Below are 15381 nucleotides of genomic sequence, written 5' to 3' on the forward strand. Positions count from 1 at the left end.
GTGCGCGAGGGCATTGCCCCTTCCCTCCCCTTTCGTACGGACGACGGCGGCCGGGCGTTCACGCCCCACCGTCCCCTCCTGGAACCGGTCGTCACGGTGAGGCAGTCTTCTCCTCGTGGGGAGCGTTCCGAACCAAGGTCAGCCGGGTGATCCGGCCACGCACATGATCGTGTGCGGTGACGACGGGCTGGCGCACCGGCTGGCCGCCGAACTCCGCGGTGTCTACGCCGAGCAGGTCACGCTCGTCGTTCCGCCCTCCGGGAGGCGGGTGCGCCAGCCCGTCGTCGGACGGGCCCGGGCCGCCTCGGCCGCGCTGCTCGACCGGGTCGTGAACGCGGCCTCCGGCCGGACCGGCCCGAGCGCCGAACCGGCAGCGAACGAGCAGCCGGTGGAGGCTCCGGAGATCACCGAGGCGGTACTCGCCGAGGTGGGCGCCGACCGGGCGGCGGCGCTGGCGCTCGTCTTCGACGACGACGAGACCAACATCCGCGCCGCGCTCACCGCCCGCCGCCTCAACCCCCGCATCCGCCTCGTACTCCGTCTCTACAACCGGCGGTTGGGGCAGCACATCGAGGAGCTGCTGGACCAGACCGCCGCCGTCGCCTCCGGGGACGGCCGGACGGCGGCCCTCGACGCGTCGACGACGGTGCTGTCCGACGCCGACACGGCCGCCCCCGCGCTCGCCGCCACCGCTCTCGTCGGCACCAGCAAGGTCGTCCAGACGGAAGGGCTCGTGCTGCGGGCGGTGGAGCGGCAGCCGCCGCGGCCGGGCGAGGTGGCCGACCCGGGGCTGTGCACCCTGGCGCTGCTGTCGGCGACGAGCAACGACCCCGCGGGCGCGGACGGTTCCGAGGGCAGCGGGGAGCACGGGCCGCACCTGCTGCCGGACGAGGCGGCGGTGGCGGCGGCGACCGGGCGCGGAACCGTCGTCCTGGAGCAGGTGTCGTACACGGGGCCGTCCCTGCCCGCCGGCCGGGGCGGAGTGCCGCCGTTCGCCTCGCTGTTCTCGCGGCGGCTGCGGTGGTCGCTGGCCGGGCTGGTGGGCTGTGTGCTGGCGCTCGCCGTGGGGCTGATGGTCGTGGCCGACGAGCATCCGCTGTACGCGACGTACATCACGCTGCTCGACCTGTTCGGCATCAACGATCCCGCCCTCCACCAGTCGACCTCCCGGCAGGTGCTGCAACTGCTGTCCGGCCTGGTGGGATTGCTGCTGCTGCCGGTGCTGCTGGCGGCGGTGCTCGAAGCGCTCGGCACGTTCCGCAGCGCGTCCGCGCTGCGCAAGCCGCCGCGGGGGCTCGGCGGGCACGTGGTGCTGCTCGGGCTCGGCAAGATCGGGACGCGGGTTCTGACGCGGCTGCGGGAGCTGAACATCCCGGTGGTGTGCGTGGAGTCCGATCCGGACGCGCGGGGTCTGGCCACGGCACGGCGCCTGCGGGTGCCGGTGGTGCTCGGGGACGTCACGCAGGAGGGCGTGCTGGAGGCCGCGAAGATCCACCGTGCGCACGCGCTGCTGGCACTGACCAGCGCGGACACGACGAACCTGGAGGCGTCGCTGTACGCGCGGTCGGTACGGCCCGACCTGCGAGTCGTGCTGCGGCTGTACGACGACGACTTCGCGACGGCCGTGTACCGGACGCTGCGGGCCGCGCATCCGCGCGCCCTGACCCGGAGCCGGAGCGTGTCGCACCTGGCCGCGCCCGCCTTCGCCGGGGCGATGATGGGCCGGCAGATCCTGGGGGCGATCCCGGTGGAGCGGCGGGTGCTGCTGTTCGCGGAGATGGACGTGGCCGGACACCCCCAGCTGGAGGGGCGGACGGTCGCGGAGGCGTTCCGGGCCGGGGCCTGGCGGGTGCTGGCGCTCAACACGGCGTCCTCCACAGGCCGGCGGGCTGACCGGGAGGGCGTCGAGGAGGACGGCGCGGCGACATCGGGGCTGGTGTGGGATCTGCCTCCTTCGTATGTACTGGGAGCCGGGGACCGGGTGGTGCTGGCGGCGACCCGGCGGGGCCTCGCGGAGCTGCTGGGACGCAGACGGCGGGAGCGGACGGGGGCGTGACGAGGCGCCGGGCGACCCGAGGGGCGCGGGGAACCGCGCGATCAGCCACGCCCCACCCGCAGCCGCCGAACCACACCACCCCCCGGGCTACTGGGCGGCCGACACCCCCTTCACGTACCGCTCGGCGAACTCCAGCTCCAGCCGCACCTGCTTGATCCGTTCGTCCACCACCAGCGACCCGTGCCCGGCGTCGTAGCGGTACACCTCGTGCACCGCGCCCCGCGCCTCCAGGCGCTTGACGTAGTTCTCGATCTGGCGGATCGGGCAGCGCGGGTCGTTGACCCCGGCCGAGATGTAGACCGGCGCCTTGACCCGGTCGACATAGGTGATCGGGGACGAGGCCTCGAAGCGCTCGGGCACCTCCTCAGGCGTGCCGCCGAGGAGCGTGCGGTCCATGGCCTTCAGCGCCTCCATCTCGTCGTGGTACGCCGTGACGTAGTCGGCGACGGGGACCGCCGCGATGCCGAGGGTCCATGCGTCGGGCTGGACGCCGAGGCCGAGGAGGGTGAGGTAGCCGCCCCAGGAGCCGCCGGTGAGGATCAGGCGCTCGGGGTCGGCGACGCCGGAGTCGACGGCCCATTGACGGACCGCGGCGATGTCCTCCAGCTCGATGAGGCCCACGCGGTGCTTCAGGGCGTCCGTCCAGGCGCGGCCGTAGCCCGTGGAGCCGCGGTAGTTGACACGGATCACCGCGTAGCCGTGGTCGACCCAGGCCGCGGGGCCCGCCGCGAACGAGTCGCTGTCGTGCCAGGTGGGACCGCCGTGAATGTCGAAGACCGTCGGCAGCGGGCCGGTGGTGCCCTCGGGCCTCTGGAGGAGGGCGTGGATGCGGCCTCCGGGGCCCTCCACCCACACGTCCTCCACCGGCACCGAACCGGGCGACTTCATCCCGGGCGGGTCGAGCACCACACCGCCCGTCGTGGAGCGGACCGCCGACGGCCGGGCCGACGACGACCACAGGTACTCCACGCTGCCGTCGGGCCGGGCCGTCGCACCGGAGACCGTGCCGGGCGGGGTCGGGATCTCCGTCAGGGCGCGGCCGGACAGGTCGTAGCGGAACAGCTCGCTGCGGGCCTCGAAGCTGTGCACGATGAGCAGGCCGCTGCCGTCCGGGTACCACTCGGCGCTGACGTCGCCCGGCAGCTCCAGCGCCAGGTCCGTCTCCTCGCCGGTGGCCACGTCCCACACCAGGGGCTCCCAGCGGCCGCGGCGCTGGTGCCCGATGAGCAGGCGGGTGTCGCCGTCGACGGGGGCGAAGCCGAGGACCTCCAGGCCCAGCTCGCGGGTGCCGCCCTCGGTGTCATCGAGGTCGGCGACCGCCGTGCCGTCGGGGCGCAGGACGCGCAGCGCCGAGTGCATCGCGTCGCCGTGCTCGGTGTGCTCGATGGCGATGAGCGAGCCGTCGTGGGAGAGGTCACCGACCCCGGCGGACTCGCGGTGCCGGTAGATCTCCACCGGGTCCTCGCCGGTGCGGACGAGGTGGATGGTCGTGCCGTCCTCGTCGGTGGAGCGGCCGACGACCGCCGTACGCCCGTCGCGGCCGAGGGCGAGGCCGGCCGGGTAGGAGGCGTCCAGGCCCGCGGCGGCCGGTTCGTCCGCGCCGCCCTCGAAGGGCTGGCGGCGCCACACGCCGAACTCGTCGCCGTCCTTGTCGTCGAACCACCAGATCCACGCGCCGTCCGGGGACAGCACGCCGTCCGTCGTGCCGTTCGGCCGGTCCGTCACCTGGCGCTGCCCGCCCGTCGACCGGTCCCAGGCGTACAGCTCGTACGTCCCGGTCGCGTTCGAGACGAACAGGGAGCGGTCCGGCGCGTCCTCCGCCCAGTCGGGCAGGGAGACCCGCGGCGCCCGAAAGCGCTTCTCCCAGTCCGGCATCCGCTCCTGGCGTCCTGCCGGTACCTCTTGCTCGTGCTGGTCCCGCCGCTCCCGCGCGTCGGACCCGTTGCTCTCAGTCATGGCCCCATACTGCCCGCCCGGGCCGACAATGCGCTCGCGAGGTCCCCAGCCTGTGGATAACCTCCACCGGTTCCCCTTCTCCGAGCAGGTCAGGAGTACCGGCCTTGTACGCCCCCACCCCGGCCGACTGGAACGAGGCCAACCGCGCCCACTTGGACGAGCGTGTCCCGCTGCACATCGCCGGCGACTTCTACGACCTGGACGCCTTCCGGGCTGGTCAGGACCCGCTGCGCGACTTCGAGCTCGCCGAGGTGGGCGAGGTCGGCAACCGCTCTCTGCTGCATCTGCAGTGCCACATCGCCTCGACACGCTGTCCTGGGCCCGGCACGGCGCCGCCCGCGTCGTGGGCCTGGACTTCTCCGGACCCGCCGTCGAGCTGGCCCGCGGCCTCGCGCGCGACCTGGGTCTCGGCCCGGAGCGGGCGGCGTTCGTGGCGGCGGACGTGTACGACGCGGCGGCCGCGGTCCCGGAGCCGTCGTACGACATCGTGTACACCGGCGGCGGCGCGTTGTGCTGGCTGCCCGACATCGGGCGCTGGGCGCGGACCGTGGCCTCGCTGGTGGCGCCCGGCGGGTTCCTCTACCTCGCCGAGTTCCACCCGCTCACCGACGTCCTCGACGACGAGACCGGCTCGCGGACCGTGCACGACTACTTCGCCCGCGACGCCTGGATCGAGGAGAGCGCCGGGTCGTACGCGGCCGAGGGCGCCGAGTTCACCCAAGGCCGGCGGGTGGAGTGGCAGCATCCGGTCGGCGAGGTCGTCTCGGCGCTCGCGGCGGCCGGGCTGCGGATCGAGTTCCTGCACGAGCACGACGTGTCGCTGTTCCGGCGGTTCGGGACCTTCGAGCGGCGGGACGGCTACTTCCGCTTCCCCTCGGGCCGGCCGCGCATTCCGCTCATGTACTCGATCCGGGCACGCAAAGACTGATCACTCGGACCGGCCGCGCATTCCGCTGATGTACTCGATCCGGGCAGGCAAGGACTGATCATCCGGTCCGGGCGCCGCAGGGACTGATCGCGGGGTGCCGCGCGGCCGTCCGGAACCCGCCGAAGGTCCCGCCGCGTTGCCCACCCCGCGGGCCGGGGTCGCCCGACAGCCCCGTACCGTGGGGGTGTGTACCGGTTTCTGCTGACGCCCCGATGGTGGGGGATCAACGTCTTCGTGCTGTTGTCCATCCCCTTCTGCATCTTCATGGGGTCCTGGCAGCTGGGCCGGTTCGAGGACCGTGTGCAGGACCACCGCACCGCGACCGAGCAGGTCTCCGAGTCCCGGAACGAGGCGCCCCGGCCGCTGAAGGACATGCTGCCGGTGGACAAGGCGACGTCCGGGAAGCCGGTCACCGCGAGCGGACGGTACGGCAAACAGCTGCTGGTGCCCGGGCGGGAGCTCGACGGCAAGCAGGGCTTCTACGTGCTGACGCTGCTGCGGACCGACTCTGGTGAGGCGCTGCCGGTCGTGCGGGGCTGGCTGCCCGGGACCGCCGACGCGGCGAAGGCCCCCGCCCCGCCGGCCGGCGAGGTCACCGTCACCGGGGCGCTGCAGGCGTCCGAGACGCCGGGCGACAACGGCGTCAGCGCGCAGGGCGGCCTGCCGGCCGGGCAGACCTCCGCGATCAGCGCGGCGGCCCTGGTGAACCTGGTGCCGTACGACGTGTACGACGCGTGGATCACCCTGACGAAGGCCGACTCGGGCATGACGGCGGTGCCGGCGACCGCGCCGCCGGACTCGGGGCTGGACCTGAAGGCGTTCCAGAACCTGGGCTACACCGCCGAGTGGTTCGCCTTCGTGGGTTTCGTGATCTTCATGTGGTTCCGGCTGCTGCGGCGCGAGGTGGAGTACGCGCGCGACGCCGAGCTGGGGCTGGTCGCCGACGAGGAGCCCGTGACGGTGGACGCCGCCGTGAAGTGAGCGGCGTCTTCGCCGTCATGCGGGAGCGGCGTCTTCGCCCGGCCCGTACGGCCGGGGGCCGCAGCCCCTCCCGGACTGCGGAAGGGCCGGCCCAGCCCTGCCTACGCGCCCGCCAGCACGCCCGTCCAGTACACCGTCCCCGCGCAGGCGTTGGACACCGTGACCGAGGTCCCGGCCGAGCCGGCGCCCGGGGTGTACGTCACCGCCACGCTGCCGTCGACCGTGCCGTCCTCACGGACCAGCTGGGGGGCCGCTCCCGTGTCACCGCCGGTGGAGGTGCCGGCCGTGGTCGTCGGGTCCTCCGACGGGGTCGGTTCCGGGCTCGGGTCGGGGCCGCCGACGCTGCCGCCGGGGGTGGGGCAGGTCTCGGAGGGCACCCAGGCGAACTTCACGTCGTAGCCGATGCCCGGCTGGAGCACCAGCTGGGCCGACTCCAGCGACGGGTCGGGCAGCAGGCCGGCCGCCGCGTCGCCCGCGGTGTGCCGGGCCGAGCCGACCTTGGCGGCGTCGGCCGCGCCCTGCGGCAGCGCGCTGACCGAGCCGGGGCCGGTGACCGTGCAGGCCGCGCCGGAGACGTTGACGACGCGGAAGGAGCCGGAGACCGCGCCCGTGGAGTCGGGGGCGTTGCTGCTTCCGGAGGCGGGGCCGAGCTGGGCGGCGGTGCACGCCGGGATGCCGGCGGCGACGGTGGAGGAGGGACCGGCACCCTGGGACGCGCCGGTGGAGGCGCCGGATCCCTTGCCCTTGTCCTTCTCCTTCTTCTCGCCCTTCTCCTTGCCCTCGGCCTTGCCGGAGGAGCCGCCGGCGGTGCTCTCGCCGCCGTCCGGGCCCTTGCCCTGGCTCGCACCGCCCTGGGTCTCGGAGGTGTGGCCGGCGACGGCCGGGTTGGCCTCGGAACCGGTGGCGTTGGAGACGTGCACGAGGGCGGGGACGGCCGTGCCGATGAAGAGCGCGGCGGCCGCCATGCCGACGACGGCCTGCCGCTTGCGGGTCCGCCGCTGCGGCACCGCCTTGCGCAGGTAGTCGAGGGTGCCGTCGCGCGGTTCCACGTCCTGCACCGCCTGGTGCAGCATCGAGCGCAGGTCCAGCTCGTCCGAGTCGAACCCGTGGGGGCTCTGGTCGTCGGGGCCGTGGTTCACAGTTCCGTTCCCAGCGTGCGATTGCTTCGGATCTTGCCCGTGCAGCCTTGTCGGCTCGTGCCACTCGAAGGGCTCGTGCCGGTCGCGCCCGTCACGGCGCGCCCCGTCTCCGTCACTCATGCCGGCGCCTCCATGGCCAGCCGGAGGGCCGCGATGCCGCGCGAGCCGTAGGCCTTGACCGAGCCGAGGGATATGCCGAGCGTCTCGGCGACCTGCGCCTCGGTCATGTCCGCGAAGTAGCGCAGCACCAGCACCTCGCGCTGGCGGCGCTGCAGCCCCTTCATCGCCTTGATGAGGGAGTCGCGCTCCAGCTGGTCGTAGGCACCTTCCTCGGCGCTGGCCATGTCGGGCATGGGCTTCGACAGCAGCTTCAGGCCGAGTATGCGGCGGCGCAGCGCGGAGCGCGAGAGGTTGACGACGGTCTGGCGCAGGTAGGCCAGGGTCTTCTCGGGGTCGCGGACCCGCTTGCGGGCGGAGTGGACACGGATGAAGGCCTCCTGGACGACGTCCTCGCAGGAGGCGGTGTCGTCGAGGAGGAGGGCGGCGAGACCCAGCAGCGAGCGGTAGTGCGCGCGGTAGGTCTCGGTGAGGTGGTCGACGGAGGTGCCGGCCGCGACGCCGTCCTCCGCGCCGTCACGCTGGTTGGGTATGCGGGCCGGCCGCGCTGCGGGCACGGGCGCGATCACCGGCATGCCACCGGGCGTACCGGCCATGCGGGGTCGGAGAGCCGCCGGGCGGGGCGGTCGAAGGACCGTGCCGCGAGCCGCACTGAAGTCGAGTACCTCTGCCACGCCTGTTGGACACGCTGACCCCCGTGAGGGTTGTACGTGCCGGGCATCACTTTCACGCCGACCGTCGCCGCCGACGGTCTACCCGCGTCAGGCAGCACAGTCCATGGTGCTTCCATTGCCCTCATGCGTCCCGCTCTTCCCTTATATCCAAATGTGAACGGACGTCCCCACGCCCGGTTCCAGGCGTCCCCACGCCTGTAAGCGCTCCCACGGCCGAAGGGCGACCGCAAAGACGCTCCCCGCCCTTCGCGCGGTTGCGGAGAGCGGGGAGGTAAATCCTCTGATGCCGAAGCGCCACGGACAAGTGGTCCGGATCATCGACCGGCTCACATGTCGTCACAGATCCTACAAACCGCCTCTGACATCGGCGGCCCGTACGGCCCGGGTGCGGGGCCCCGTACGACGGGCCGGTCAGGGCGGCTCAGGAGAGCTCGGCCGCGACCACCTCGGCGATCTGGGCGGTGTTGAGCGCGGAGCCCTTGCGCAGGTTGTCCCCGCACACGAACAGCTCCAGCGCCGTGGGGTCGTCCAGCGCCCGCCGGACCCGTCCGACCCAGGTCGGGTCGGTGCCCACCACGTCGGCGGGGGTCGGGAACTCCCCCGCGGCCGGGTCGTCGAACAGGACGACGCCGGGCGCCGTGGCGAGGATCTCGCGCGCCTTGTCGACGGTGACCTCGCCCTCGAAGCGGGCGTGCACGGTCAGGGAGTGCGTGGTGATCACCGGCACCCGGACGCAGGTGACGGCCACGGGCAGGCCGGGCAGCCCGAGGATCTTGCGGGCCTCGTCCCGTACCTTCAGCTCCTCCGACGACCAGCCGTCCTCGCACGCCGTACCGGTCCACGGCACGACGTTCAGGGCGACCGGCTCCGGGAACGGCCCGGTGTCGTCGCCGAGGGCCCGGCGTACGTCACCGGGGTGGGTGCCCAGCTCCGTGCCCGCGACCAGGGACAGCTGCCGGCGCAGGGTCGTCACACCGGCCCGCCCGGCGCCGCTGACGGCCTGGTACGAGGAGGCGACCAGCTCGCGCAGCCCGAACTCGGCGTGCAGCGCGCCCAGGGCCACGATCATGGAGAGCGTCGTGCAGCTGGGGTTGGCGATGATCCCGCGCGGGCGCATCCGTACGGCGTGCGGGTTGACCTCGGGCACCACGAGCGGCACGTCGGGGTCCATCCGGAACACGCCGGAGTTGTCGACGACCACGGCGCCCTTGGCGACGGCGACGGGCGCCCACCGCTCGGCGACCTCGTCGGGGACGTCGAACATGGCGACGTCCACGCCGTCGAAGGCCTCCTCGGTGAGCGCGAGAACCTCGGTCTCCTCGCCGCGCACGGTCAGTTTGCGGCCGGCCGAGCGTGCGGAGGCGATCAGACGGATCTCGCCCCAGACGTCGGCCCGCTGGGACAGGATCCGGAGCATGACCGTGCCGACGGCTCCGGTCGCACCCACCACGGCAAGCGTCGGACGCCCGGACCGTCCGGTCCGGGCGCCCTGTCGGAGGTCGGCCATCAGCGGCCGGTGCCTCCGTAGACCACGGCCTCGTCGCTGTCGGAGTCGAGCCCGAACGCGGAGTGCACGGCGCGGACGGCCTCGGGCACGTCGTCGGCACGGGTGACGACCGAGATGCGGATCTCGGAGGTCGAGATCAGCTCGATGTTCACGCCCGCGTCGGACAGGGCCGTGAAGAAGTCGGCCGTGACGCCCGGGTTGGTCTTCATGCCGGCGCCGACGAGGGAGATCTTGCCGATCTGGTCGTCGTAGCGCAGCGAGTCGAAGCCGATGCCGGCCTTGTTCTTCTCCAGCGCGTCGATGGCCTTGCGGCCCTCGGTCTTCGGCAGCGTGAAGGAGATGTCCGTCAGGCCGGTGGCGGCGGCGGACACGTTCTGCACGACCATGTCGATGTTGATCTCGGCGTCGGCGATCGTGCGGAAGATCGAGGCCGCCTCGCCCGGCTTGTCCGGCACGCCGACGACCGTGACCTTGGCCTCGGAGGTGTCGTGCGCGACACCGGAGATGAGAGCCTGCTCCACCTGCTTTGCTCCTTGCTTCGGCTCGCTGCTGACCCATGTGCCCTGAAGTCCGCTGAAGCTGGACCGGACGTGGATCGGGATGTTGTACCGGCGGGCGTACTCCACGCAGCGGTGGAGCAGCACCTTGGACCCGGACGCCGCCAGTTCGAGCATGTCCTCGAAGGAGATCCAGTCGATCTTCCGGGCCTTCTTCACCACGCGCGGGTCGGCGGTGAACACGCCGTCGACGTCGGTGTAGATCTCGCAGACGTCGGCGTCGAGGGCGGCGGCCAGGGCCACCGCGGTGGTGTCGGAGCCGCCGCGGCCGAGCGTGGTGATGTCCTTGGTGTCCTGGGAGACACCCTGGAAACCGGCCACGATCGCGATGTTGCCCTCGTCCACCGAGGTCTTGATCCGGCCCGGCGTGACGTCGATGATCCGGGCCTTGTTGTGGACCGAGTCGGTGATGACACCCGCCTGGCTGCCGGTGAACGACTGGGCCTCGTGGCCCAGCTTTTTGATCGCCATGGCCAGCAATGCCATGGAGATCCGCTCTCCGGCGGTCAGCAGCATGTCGAGCTCGCGCCCGGCAGGCATCGGGGAAACCTGCTCGGCGAGATCGATCAGCTCGTCCGTCGTGTCGCCCATCGCGGAAACCACGGCAACCACCTGGTTGCCGTTCTGCTTCGCTTCCACGATCCGCTTGGCGACGCGCTTGATGCCCTCGGCATCGGCTACGGAGGAGCCTCCGTACTTCTGCACGACAAGGCCCACGTGCGCTCCTCGCTCAATCCGTCTCTTCCCGCTCATACGCATTCGTACCGCGGTCGGCTCAGTCTAACGAGCGTCCGAAAAACCCTTCCGCGATATCGCATGGTGAGATTTCGGGCCGCCCGTCCAGAGGCGCTCTTGCCCATCTGGGCACGGGTCACTCGAGAAAGTGCCAGGCGTCACAATCGCACGCGGTGACGGCCAGGTCCCACAACTTTCACGCACCAGGATTCGGCTGTGCGCGTGCTCCCGGTGGAAGACGAGGAGCAGACCGCGTCCGGCGCGGCGAAGGTGCCGGCGGCCAGGCCGCGCGGACAGGGCCCGTACGAGCAGCCTTCGAATCACCCTGCGTGACAGCGGGCCCGGCGCTACCGTTCGGGGCATGGAGACCTTGCGCTACGTGGCGTTCAGCACGGATCCCGCAGGCGGCAACCCCGCAGGGGTGGTGCTGGACGCGAGCGGCGTCGACGACGCGAAGATGCTGGCGACGGCGGCCGAAGTGGGCTACTCGGAAACGGCGTTCGCGGTGGAGGCCGGCGACGGCTCCCTGGACGTCCGGTACTTCAGCCCGCTCGCCGAGGTGCCGTTCTGCGGCCACGCGACGATCGCCACGGCCGTGGCGCACGCGGAGCGGCACGGCACCGGGCGGCTGCTGCTGCGCACCCCCGCGGGCCCGGTCACCGTCACCACGGACCGGGCGGCGGACGGCACCCTCGTGGCGACGCTGGTGAGCGTCCCGCCGCGCACGGTCCCGCTCGACGAGCCCGACCTCGCCGAACTGCTGGCGATCCTCGGCTGGTCCACCGCTGACCTGGACCCGGCGCTGCCGCCGCGAGTGGCCTTCGCCGGGGCCTGGCACCCGGTCATCGCCACCACGAGCCGGGAACGGCTGGCCGCCCTGGACTACGACATGCCCGCGCTCGCCGCCCTGATGGCCCGCCGGGACTGGACCACGATCGACCTGATCCGCCGCGAGTCACCCAGCGTGTTCCACGCCCGCAATCCGTTCCCGCCCGGCGGCGTCGTCGAGGACCCGGCGACGGGCGCGGCGGCGGCCGCGCTCGGCGGCTACCTGCGCGAACTCGGCCTCGTGCAGACCCCCGTCACCCTGACGATCCACCAGGGCGCGGACATGGGCCGCCCCAGCACCATCACCGTGACGGTCCCGGCGGATCCGGGCACGGGCATCGGCGTGACGGGGGCGGCCGTACGGCTCTGAGGAAGGCGCGCCAACGCCCCACTGCCAGAAGGGCGTTGCCCTACGCTGATGTGCTCACGCGCGTCGTCGTCGGGCACGCCACGCGCCGCGCGTCACTTGGCGCGGTGCAGCCCCAGTGGTCCCGCGATCTCCTCTGCCATCACGCGGCCCGCCTCGATCTCCAGTGTGTCGTCGCCCATGCCCTGGTCGGTGTCCAGGCCGTCGAGTTCGGCGAGGGGCTGGTTGAGACGGACGTGGGCGAGGACCGACTGGAGGGCGCGCAGGCTCGCCGAGGCGGTGGAACCCCAGTTGGAGAAGTAGGAGAACTGCCACCACCACAGGGCCTCCGTGGTGCGGCCCGCCCGGTAGTGGGACATGCCGTGGCGCAGGTCCGTGATGACGTCCGTGAGGTCGTCGGAGATACGGGCCGGGACCGGTGCCTTGCGGGGCTCGTACGGGTCGAAGACCTCGGAGTAGACGTCGATCGGGTCCAGCAGCCGGGCCAGGTTCTCGCGAAGCTCGTCGACGTCCGCCTCGGGGCCGGAGTCGGGTTCGTAGCGCTCGTCGGGCACGATGTCCTCGTGCGCGCCGAGCCGACCGCCGGCCAGGAGGAGTTGGGAGACCTCCAGGAGGAGGAAGGGCACGGCCGATTCCGGTTCGTCGCCCTTCGCGACCTCCGTGACGGCGACCAGGAAGCTCTCGATCTGATCCGCGATCTGGACCGCGAAATCGTCGGGGTTCTGGCCGGTCGCGTGCAGCGTGGCGTCAGACATCTAGGAGTCGTCTCCCCTCGAAGGCGCGTCCGAGGGTGACCTCGTCCGCGTATTCCAGGTCCCCACCCACCGGGAGGCCGCTGGCCAGGCGGGTGACCTTCAGGCCCATGGGCTTGATCATGCGGGCGAGGTACGTCGCCGTCGCCTCGCCTTCGAGATTCGGGTCCGTGGCGAGGATCAGCTCGGTGACCGTCCCGTCCGCCAGGCGGGCCAGGAGCTCCCGGATGCGCAGGTCGTCGGGGCCCACCCCGTCGATCGGGCTGATCGCGCCGCCCAGGACGTGGTAGCGGCCCCGGAACTCACGCGTGCGCTCGATCGCCACGACGTCCTTCGGCTCCTCGACCACGCAGATGACGGCCGGGTCGCGGCGGGTGTCGCGGCAGATGTTGCACAGCTCCTCCTGCGCGACGTTGCCGCAGGTGGCGCAGAAGCGGACCTTGGCCTTGACCTCCATCAGGGCCTGCGCGAGCCGCCGGACGTCCGTCGGCTCCGCCTGGAGGATGTGGAAGGCGATCCGCTGGGCGCTCTTCGGACCGACGCCGGGCAGCCGCCCCAGCTCGTCGATCAGGTCCTGGACCACGCCTTCGTACAACGGACTGCCCTTCCTGGGTCTTCGGGGTCGGTGCGTACCGTCCCGTACGTACCGTAGTTGTCTGCCGCCTGTCCGAGGAAGGCGGTGCGCAGGGTCAGAACGGCAGGCCGGGGATGCCGCCGCCGCCCAGGCCCTGCGCGAGCGGGCCCAGCTTCTGCTGCTGGAGCGTCTGCGCGTTCTCGTTGGCCGCCTGGACGGCCGCCACGACCAGGTCGGCGAGGGTCTCGGTGTCCTCGGGGTCCACCGCCTTCGGGTCGATCTTCAGGGCGCGCAGCTCGCCGGCGCCGGTGACGGTGGCCGTCACCAGACCGCCGCCCGCCTGCCCGTCGACCTCCGTCTGCGCCAGTTCCTCCTGCGCCCGTGCCAGGTCCTGTTGCATCTTCTGGGCCTGTTGGAGCAGCTGCTGCATATTGGGCTGGCCACCACCGGGGATCACGATCAGCTCCTTGCTCGGTACGGGTTTTCCCGCTCGGCACGAGCCTACGTGGTCGGGGCTGCCGTCGCCCCAGCACTCTTTCGAGTGAGTCCCGCTCGCGCCCTATACCTGATCAAGGAATACTTCCGGGCGGAAAAGAGGCGAAAGCTACGTCTTCGCCACCCATTGGGGGGTAGGAAGGGTCGGGCGCGTGCCGGATGCGGGCTTTCGTCCATCGCGCAGCGTGATCGGTGAGTGAACCGTACGTGGTCATTCGTGGTCAGTGAGGAGTGCCGGGTGGGTCAGCCGGAGATGCAGCCCGAGGGGCCGCCTCAGGACGGGCGGGGCGAGCAGGCGGCCGGGCTGCGGCCGGGCGATCTGACCGGGCGGGTCTTCCCGCTCGGGGACTGGGGCGAGCCGGCCCTCCGGCTGGACGAGCTGTACCGGTGGGTGGAGCGCGGGGCACTGCGGACGGCGGCCTGGTATCTGGCCGACCGGGTGTGGAAGCGGCGGTGTGCGCGGGTGCTGCGGTGCGGGGCCGCGGCCGGGGCGGTCACCGGGGTCGCGCTGCCGCTGCTGGATCTGACCGGGGTCGTGGGCGGGATCGCGCCCTGGGGGTGTCTGGCGCTGCTGGTGGGGGCGGCGTGTGTGGCCGTCGACCGCTACTTCGGGGTGACGACCGGGTGGATGCGGGACGTGGCCACCGCGCAGGCCGTGCAGCGCAGGTTGCAGGCGTTGCAGTTCGACTGGGCGGCGGAGAGCGTGCGGGAGGTGCTGGGGCCGGCGGAGGGGACGGCCGGGGAGGCCGCCGAGCGGTGTCTCGGGGTGCTGCGGAGGTTCTCCGAGGACGTGACGGAGCTGGTGCGGGTGGAGACGGCGGACTGGATGGGGGAGTTCCGGTCGGGGTCTGCCACGCCGGTGGGGTTGCAGGCGGTGGTGTTCCCCTCGCCGGGGCGGGGGGCGGAGGGCGGGGCGAACGGGCGGTTCACGGTGCCGCCGCACGGGGGGACACGGCCGAACATGCCGCGCCAGCGGCCGCCGGAGCCGCGCTGAGGCGGTCGGGGTGCGTGGTGCTCGGCGTTGGTGCTGGGGCGGTGCGTGCGCAACCCGGCGGGGCGAGGCGCTCGGCGTTCCTGCTGGGGCCGGGTGCGTCCGCAGCCCGGCGGAGCGGGGCGCCGCTGCGCCCACCCTCCCCCAAGCTCTCGGCTTCGCTCGAACAGGGGCCCCCATCGCCCCCAGTGGCAGGCACGCCCGCAGCCGGGCGGGACGGGTGCCGCAGCTGAGCGGCGCACAGCGTGAGGCCCTCGGGGGTCCAGCACGGCACGTGGCCGTGGGTGCGGATGACGTCCTGGCCGTTGCCGCGGGCCAGGTACGTGAGGAAGCTGGAGGCCAGGGAGTCGGCCGGGGGGCGGCCGTAGGTGTAGGCGTATTCGATCTCCCGGTAGGGATAGGCGCTCGTGCCGTGTTCGATGGCGTCGACGGAGGGCGGGTCGCCGTCCAGGCGCAGCGCGTGCAGACCCTTCGCTCGGGTGGCGAGGTTCAGTTCGCTGTAGCCGACGGCGCCGGGCAGGCGGGCGACCGTCGCCAGGACCTGCTCGGTCGAGTCGAGTTCGCAGCGCAGGACGGTCGCCGTGGGGTCGTCCTTGTGGACGCAGTCGACGGAGGAGTTGGCGATCTCGCCCCGGCCCAGCACCCGGCGCTGGAAGAGCGTACGGCCGTGCGAGCGCCCAGCCGGATGTCGTCGGCCGGAATTCGCCGGACGTTCAACCACCAG

Annotated in this window: 12 protein-coding genes and 2 pseudogenes; 5 read left to right on the forward strand and 9 right to left on the reverse strand. The window is 72.5% G+C overall.

From position 1 onward, the window contains the following. Positions 1-163 precede the first annotated feature (163 nt). Positions 164-2056: an NAD-binding protein gene (locus tag ACFZDI_RS21545; protein WP_391253219.1), complete on the forward strand. Its 1893-nt coding sequence runs from the start codon at positions 164-166 to the stop codon at positions 2054-2056. An 87-nt stretch (positions 2057-2143) separates the two neighbouring features. Here ACFZDI_RS21545 and ACFZDI_RS21550 read toward each other — a convergent pair whose 3' ends face one another. Next, a complete protein-coding gene (locus ACFZDI_RS21550; RefSeq protein WP_391252495.1) occupies positions 2144-4012 on the reverse strand; it encodes a prolyl oligopeptidase family serine peptidase in 1869 nt (622 codons plus the stop codon). Between the two features lie 104 nt (positions 4013-4116). On the opposite strand from ACFZDI_RS21550, the pseudogene ACFZDI_RS21555 reads away from it, so the two are divergent. Then, positions 4117-4940: pseudogene (locus tag ACFZDI_RS21555) on the forward strand (class I SAM-dependent methyltransferase). A gap of 186 nt (positions 4941-5126) precedes the next feature. Continuing rightward, entirely contained in the window at positions 5127-5921 is a 795-nt protein-coding gene (locus ACFZDI_RS21560; RefSeq protein WP_234848568.1) for an SURF1 family protein, read from the forward strand. Positions 5922-6022: 101 nt separating this feature from the next. Here ACFZDI_RS21560 and ACFZDI_RS21565 read toward each other — a convergent pair whose 3' ends face one another. The 4 genes from ACFZDI_RS21565 to ACFZDI_RS21580 form a co-directional block, all read right to left on the reverse strand. Continuing rightward, complete coding sequence (locus ACFZDI_RS21565; protein WP_234848569.1) at positions 6023-7060, reverse strand: hypothetical protein; 1038 nt, start codon at positions 7058-7060, stop codon at positions 6023-6025. Between the two features lie 116 nt (positions 7061-7176). Beyond that, positions 7177-7752 (reverse strand): SigE family RNA polymerase sigma factor, encoded by a 576-nt coding sequence (locus ACFZDI_RS21570; protein ID WP_234848570.1) that lies wholly within the window; start codon positions 7750-7752, stop codon positions 7177-7179. A 520-nt stretch (positions 7753-8272) separates the two neighbouring features. After that, positions 8273-9358 (reverse strand): aspartate-semialdehyde dehydrogenase, encoded by a 1086-nt coding sequence (locus tag ACFZDI_RS21575; RefSeq protein WP_361113063.1) that lies wholly within the window; start codon positions 9356-9358, stop codon positions 8273-8275. Then, positions 9358-10632 carry an aspartate kinase gene (locus ACFZDI_RS21580; RefSeq protein ID WP_234848572.1) on the reverse strand — a complete coding sequence of 425 codons (1275 nt, stop codon included), beginning with the start codon at positions 10630-10632 and terminating at the stop codon, positions 9358-9360. The genes ACFZDI_RS21575 and ACFZDI_RS21580 overlap by 1 nt, the downstream gene beginning before the upstream one ends. Before the next feature lie 379 nt (positions 10633-11011). Between ACFZDI_RS21580 and ACFZDI_RS21585 the strand changes: the two genes are divergently transcribed. After that, positions 11012-11848 carry a PhzF family phenazine biosynthesis isomerase gene (locus tag ACFZDI_RS21585; protein WP_391252498.1) on the forward strand — a complete coding sequence of 279 codons (837 nt, stop codon included), beginning with the start codon at positions 11012-11014 and terminating at the stop codon, positions 11846-11848. Positions 11849-11940: 92 nt separating this feature from the next. Here ACFZDI_RS21585 and ACFZDI_RS21590 read toward each other — a convergent pair whose 3' ends face one another. The 3 genes from ACFZDI_RS21590 to ACFZDI_RS21600 form a co-directional block, all read right to left on the reverse strand. Continuing rightward, positions 11941-12600: a DUF5063 domain-containing protein gene (locus tag ACFZDI_RS21590; RefSeq protein ID WP_234848574.1), complete on the reverse strand. Its 660-nt coding sequence runs from the start codon at positions 12598-12600 to the stop codon at positions 11941-11943. Continuing rightward, positions 12593-13192 carry a recombination mediator RecR gene (gene recR / locus ACFZDI_RS21595; RefSeq protein ID WP_003991835.1) on the reverse strand — a complete coding sequence of 200 codons (600 nt, stop codon included), beginning with the start codon at positions 13190-13192 and terminating at the stop codon, positions 12593-12595. The genes ACFZDI_RS21590 and recR overlap by 8 nt, the downstream gene beginning before the upstream one ends. A 94-nt stretch (positions 13193-13286) precedes the next feature. Continuing rightward, on the reverse strand, positions 13287-13628 hold the full coding sequence (locus ACFZDI_RS21600; protein WP_333932125.1) for a YbaB/EbfC family nucleoid-associated protein: 342 nt from the start codon (positions 13626-13628) through the stop codon (positions 13287-13289). A gap of 276 nt (positions 13629-13904) precedes the next feature. Here ACFZDI_RS21600 and ACFZDI_RS21605 point away from each other — a divergent pair, with 276 nt between their 5' ends. After that, complete coding sequence (locus ACFZDI_RS21605; protein WP_391252501.1) at positions 13905-14660, forward strand: SLATT domain-containing protein; 756 nt, start codon at positions 13905-13907, stop codon at positions 14658-14660. Between the two features lie 232 nt (positions 14661-14892). Here the strand turns inward: ACFZDI_RS21605 and ACFZDI_RS21610 are convergent. Next, positions 14893-15378 (reverse strand): annotated as a pseudogene (locus ACFZDI_RS21610) (phosphate ABC transporter substrate-binding protein); the annotation flags it as partial. Positions 15379-15381: the final 3 nt, after the last annotated feature.

This window comes from Streptomyces sp. NPDC007907 (assembly GCF_042959365.1).
Lineage (GTDB): Bacteria > Actinomycetota > Actinomycetes > Streptomycetales > Streptomycetaceae > Streptomyces > Streptomyces indiaensis.

Bases quoted from the DNA above. Each gene is read 5' to 3' on its own strand.
- ACFZDI_RS21570 (WP_234848570.1), bottom strand. From the start codon at position 7,752: ATGCCGGTGATCGCGCCCGTGCCCGCAGCGCGGCCGGCCCGCATACCC.
- ACFZDI_RS21550 (WP_391252495.1), bottom strand. From the start codon at position 4,012: ATGACTGAGAGCAACGGGTCCGACGCGCGGGAGCGGCGGGACCAGCAC.
- ACFZDI_RS21575 (WP_361113063.1), bottom strand. From the start codon at position 9,358: ATGGCCGACCTCCGACAGGGCGCCCGGACCGGACGGTCCGGGCGTCCG.
- ACFZDI_RS21585 (WP_391252498.1), top strand. From the start codon at position 11,012: ATGGAGACCTTGCGCTACGTGGCGTTCAGCACGGATCCCGCAGGCGGC.
- ACFZDI_RS21590 (WP_234848574.1), bottom strand. From the start codon at position 12,600: ATGTCTGACGCCACGCTGCACGCGACCGGCCAGAACCCCGACGATTTC.
- ACFZDI_RS21545 (WP_391253219.1), top strand. From the start codon at position 164: ATGATCGTGTGCGGTGACGACGGGCTGGCGCACCGGCTGGCCGCCGAA.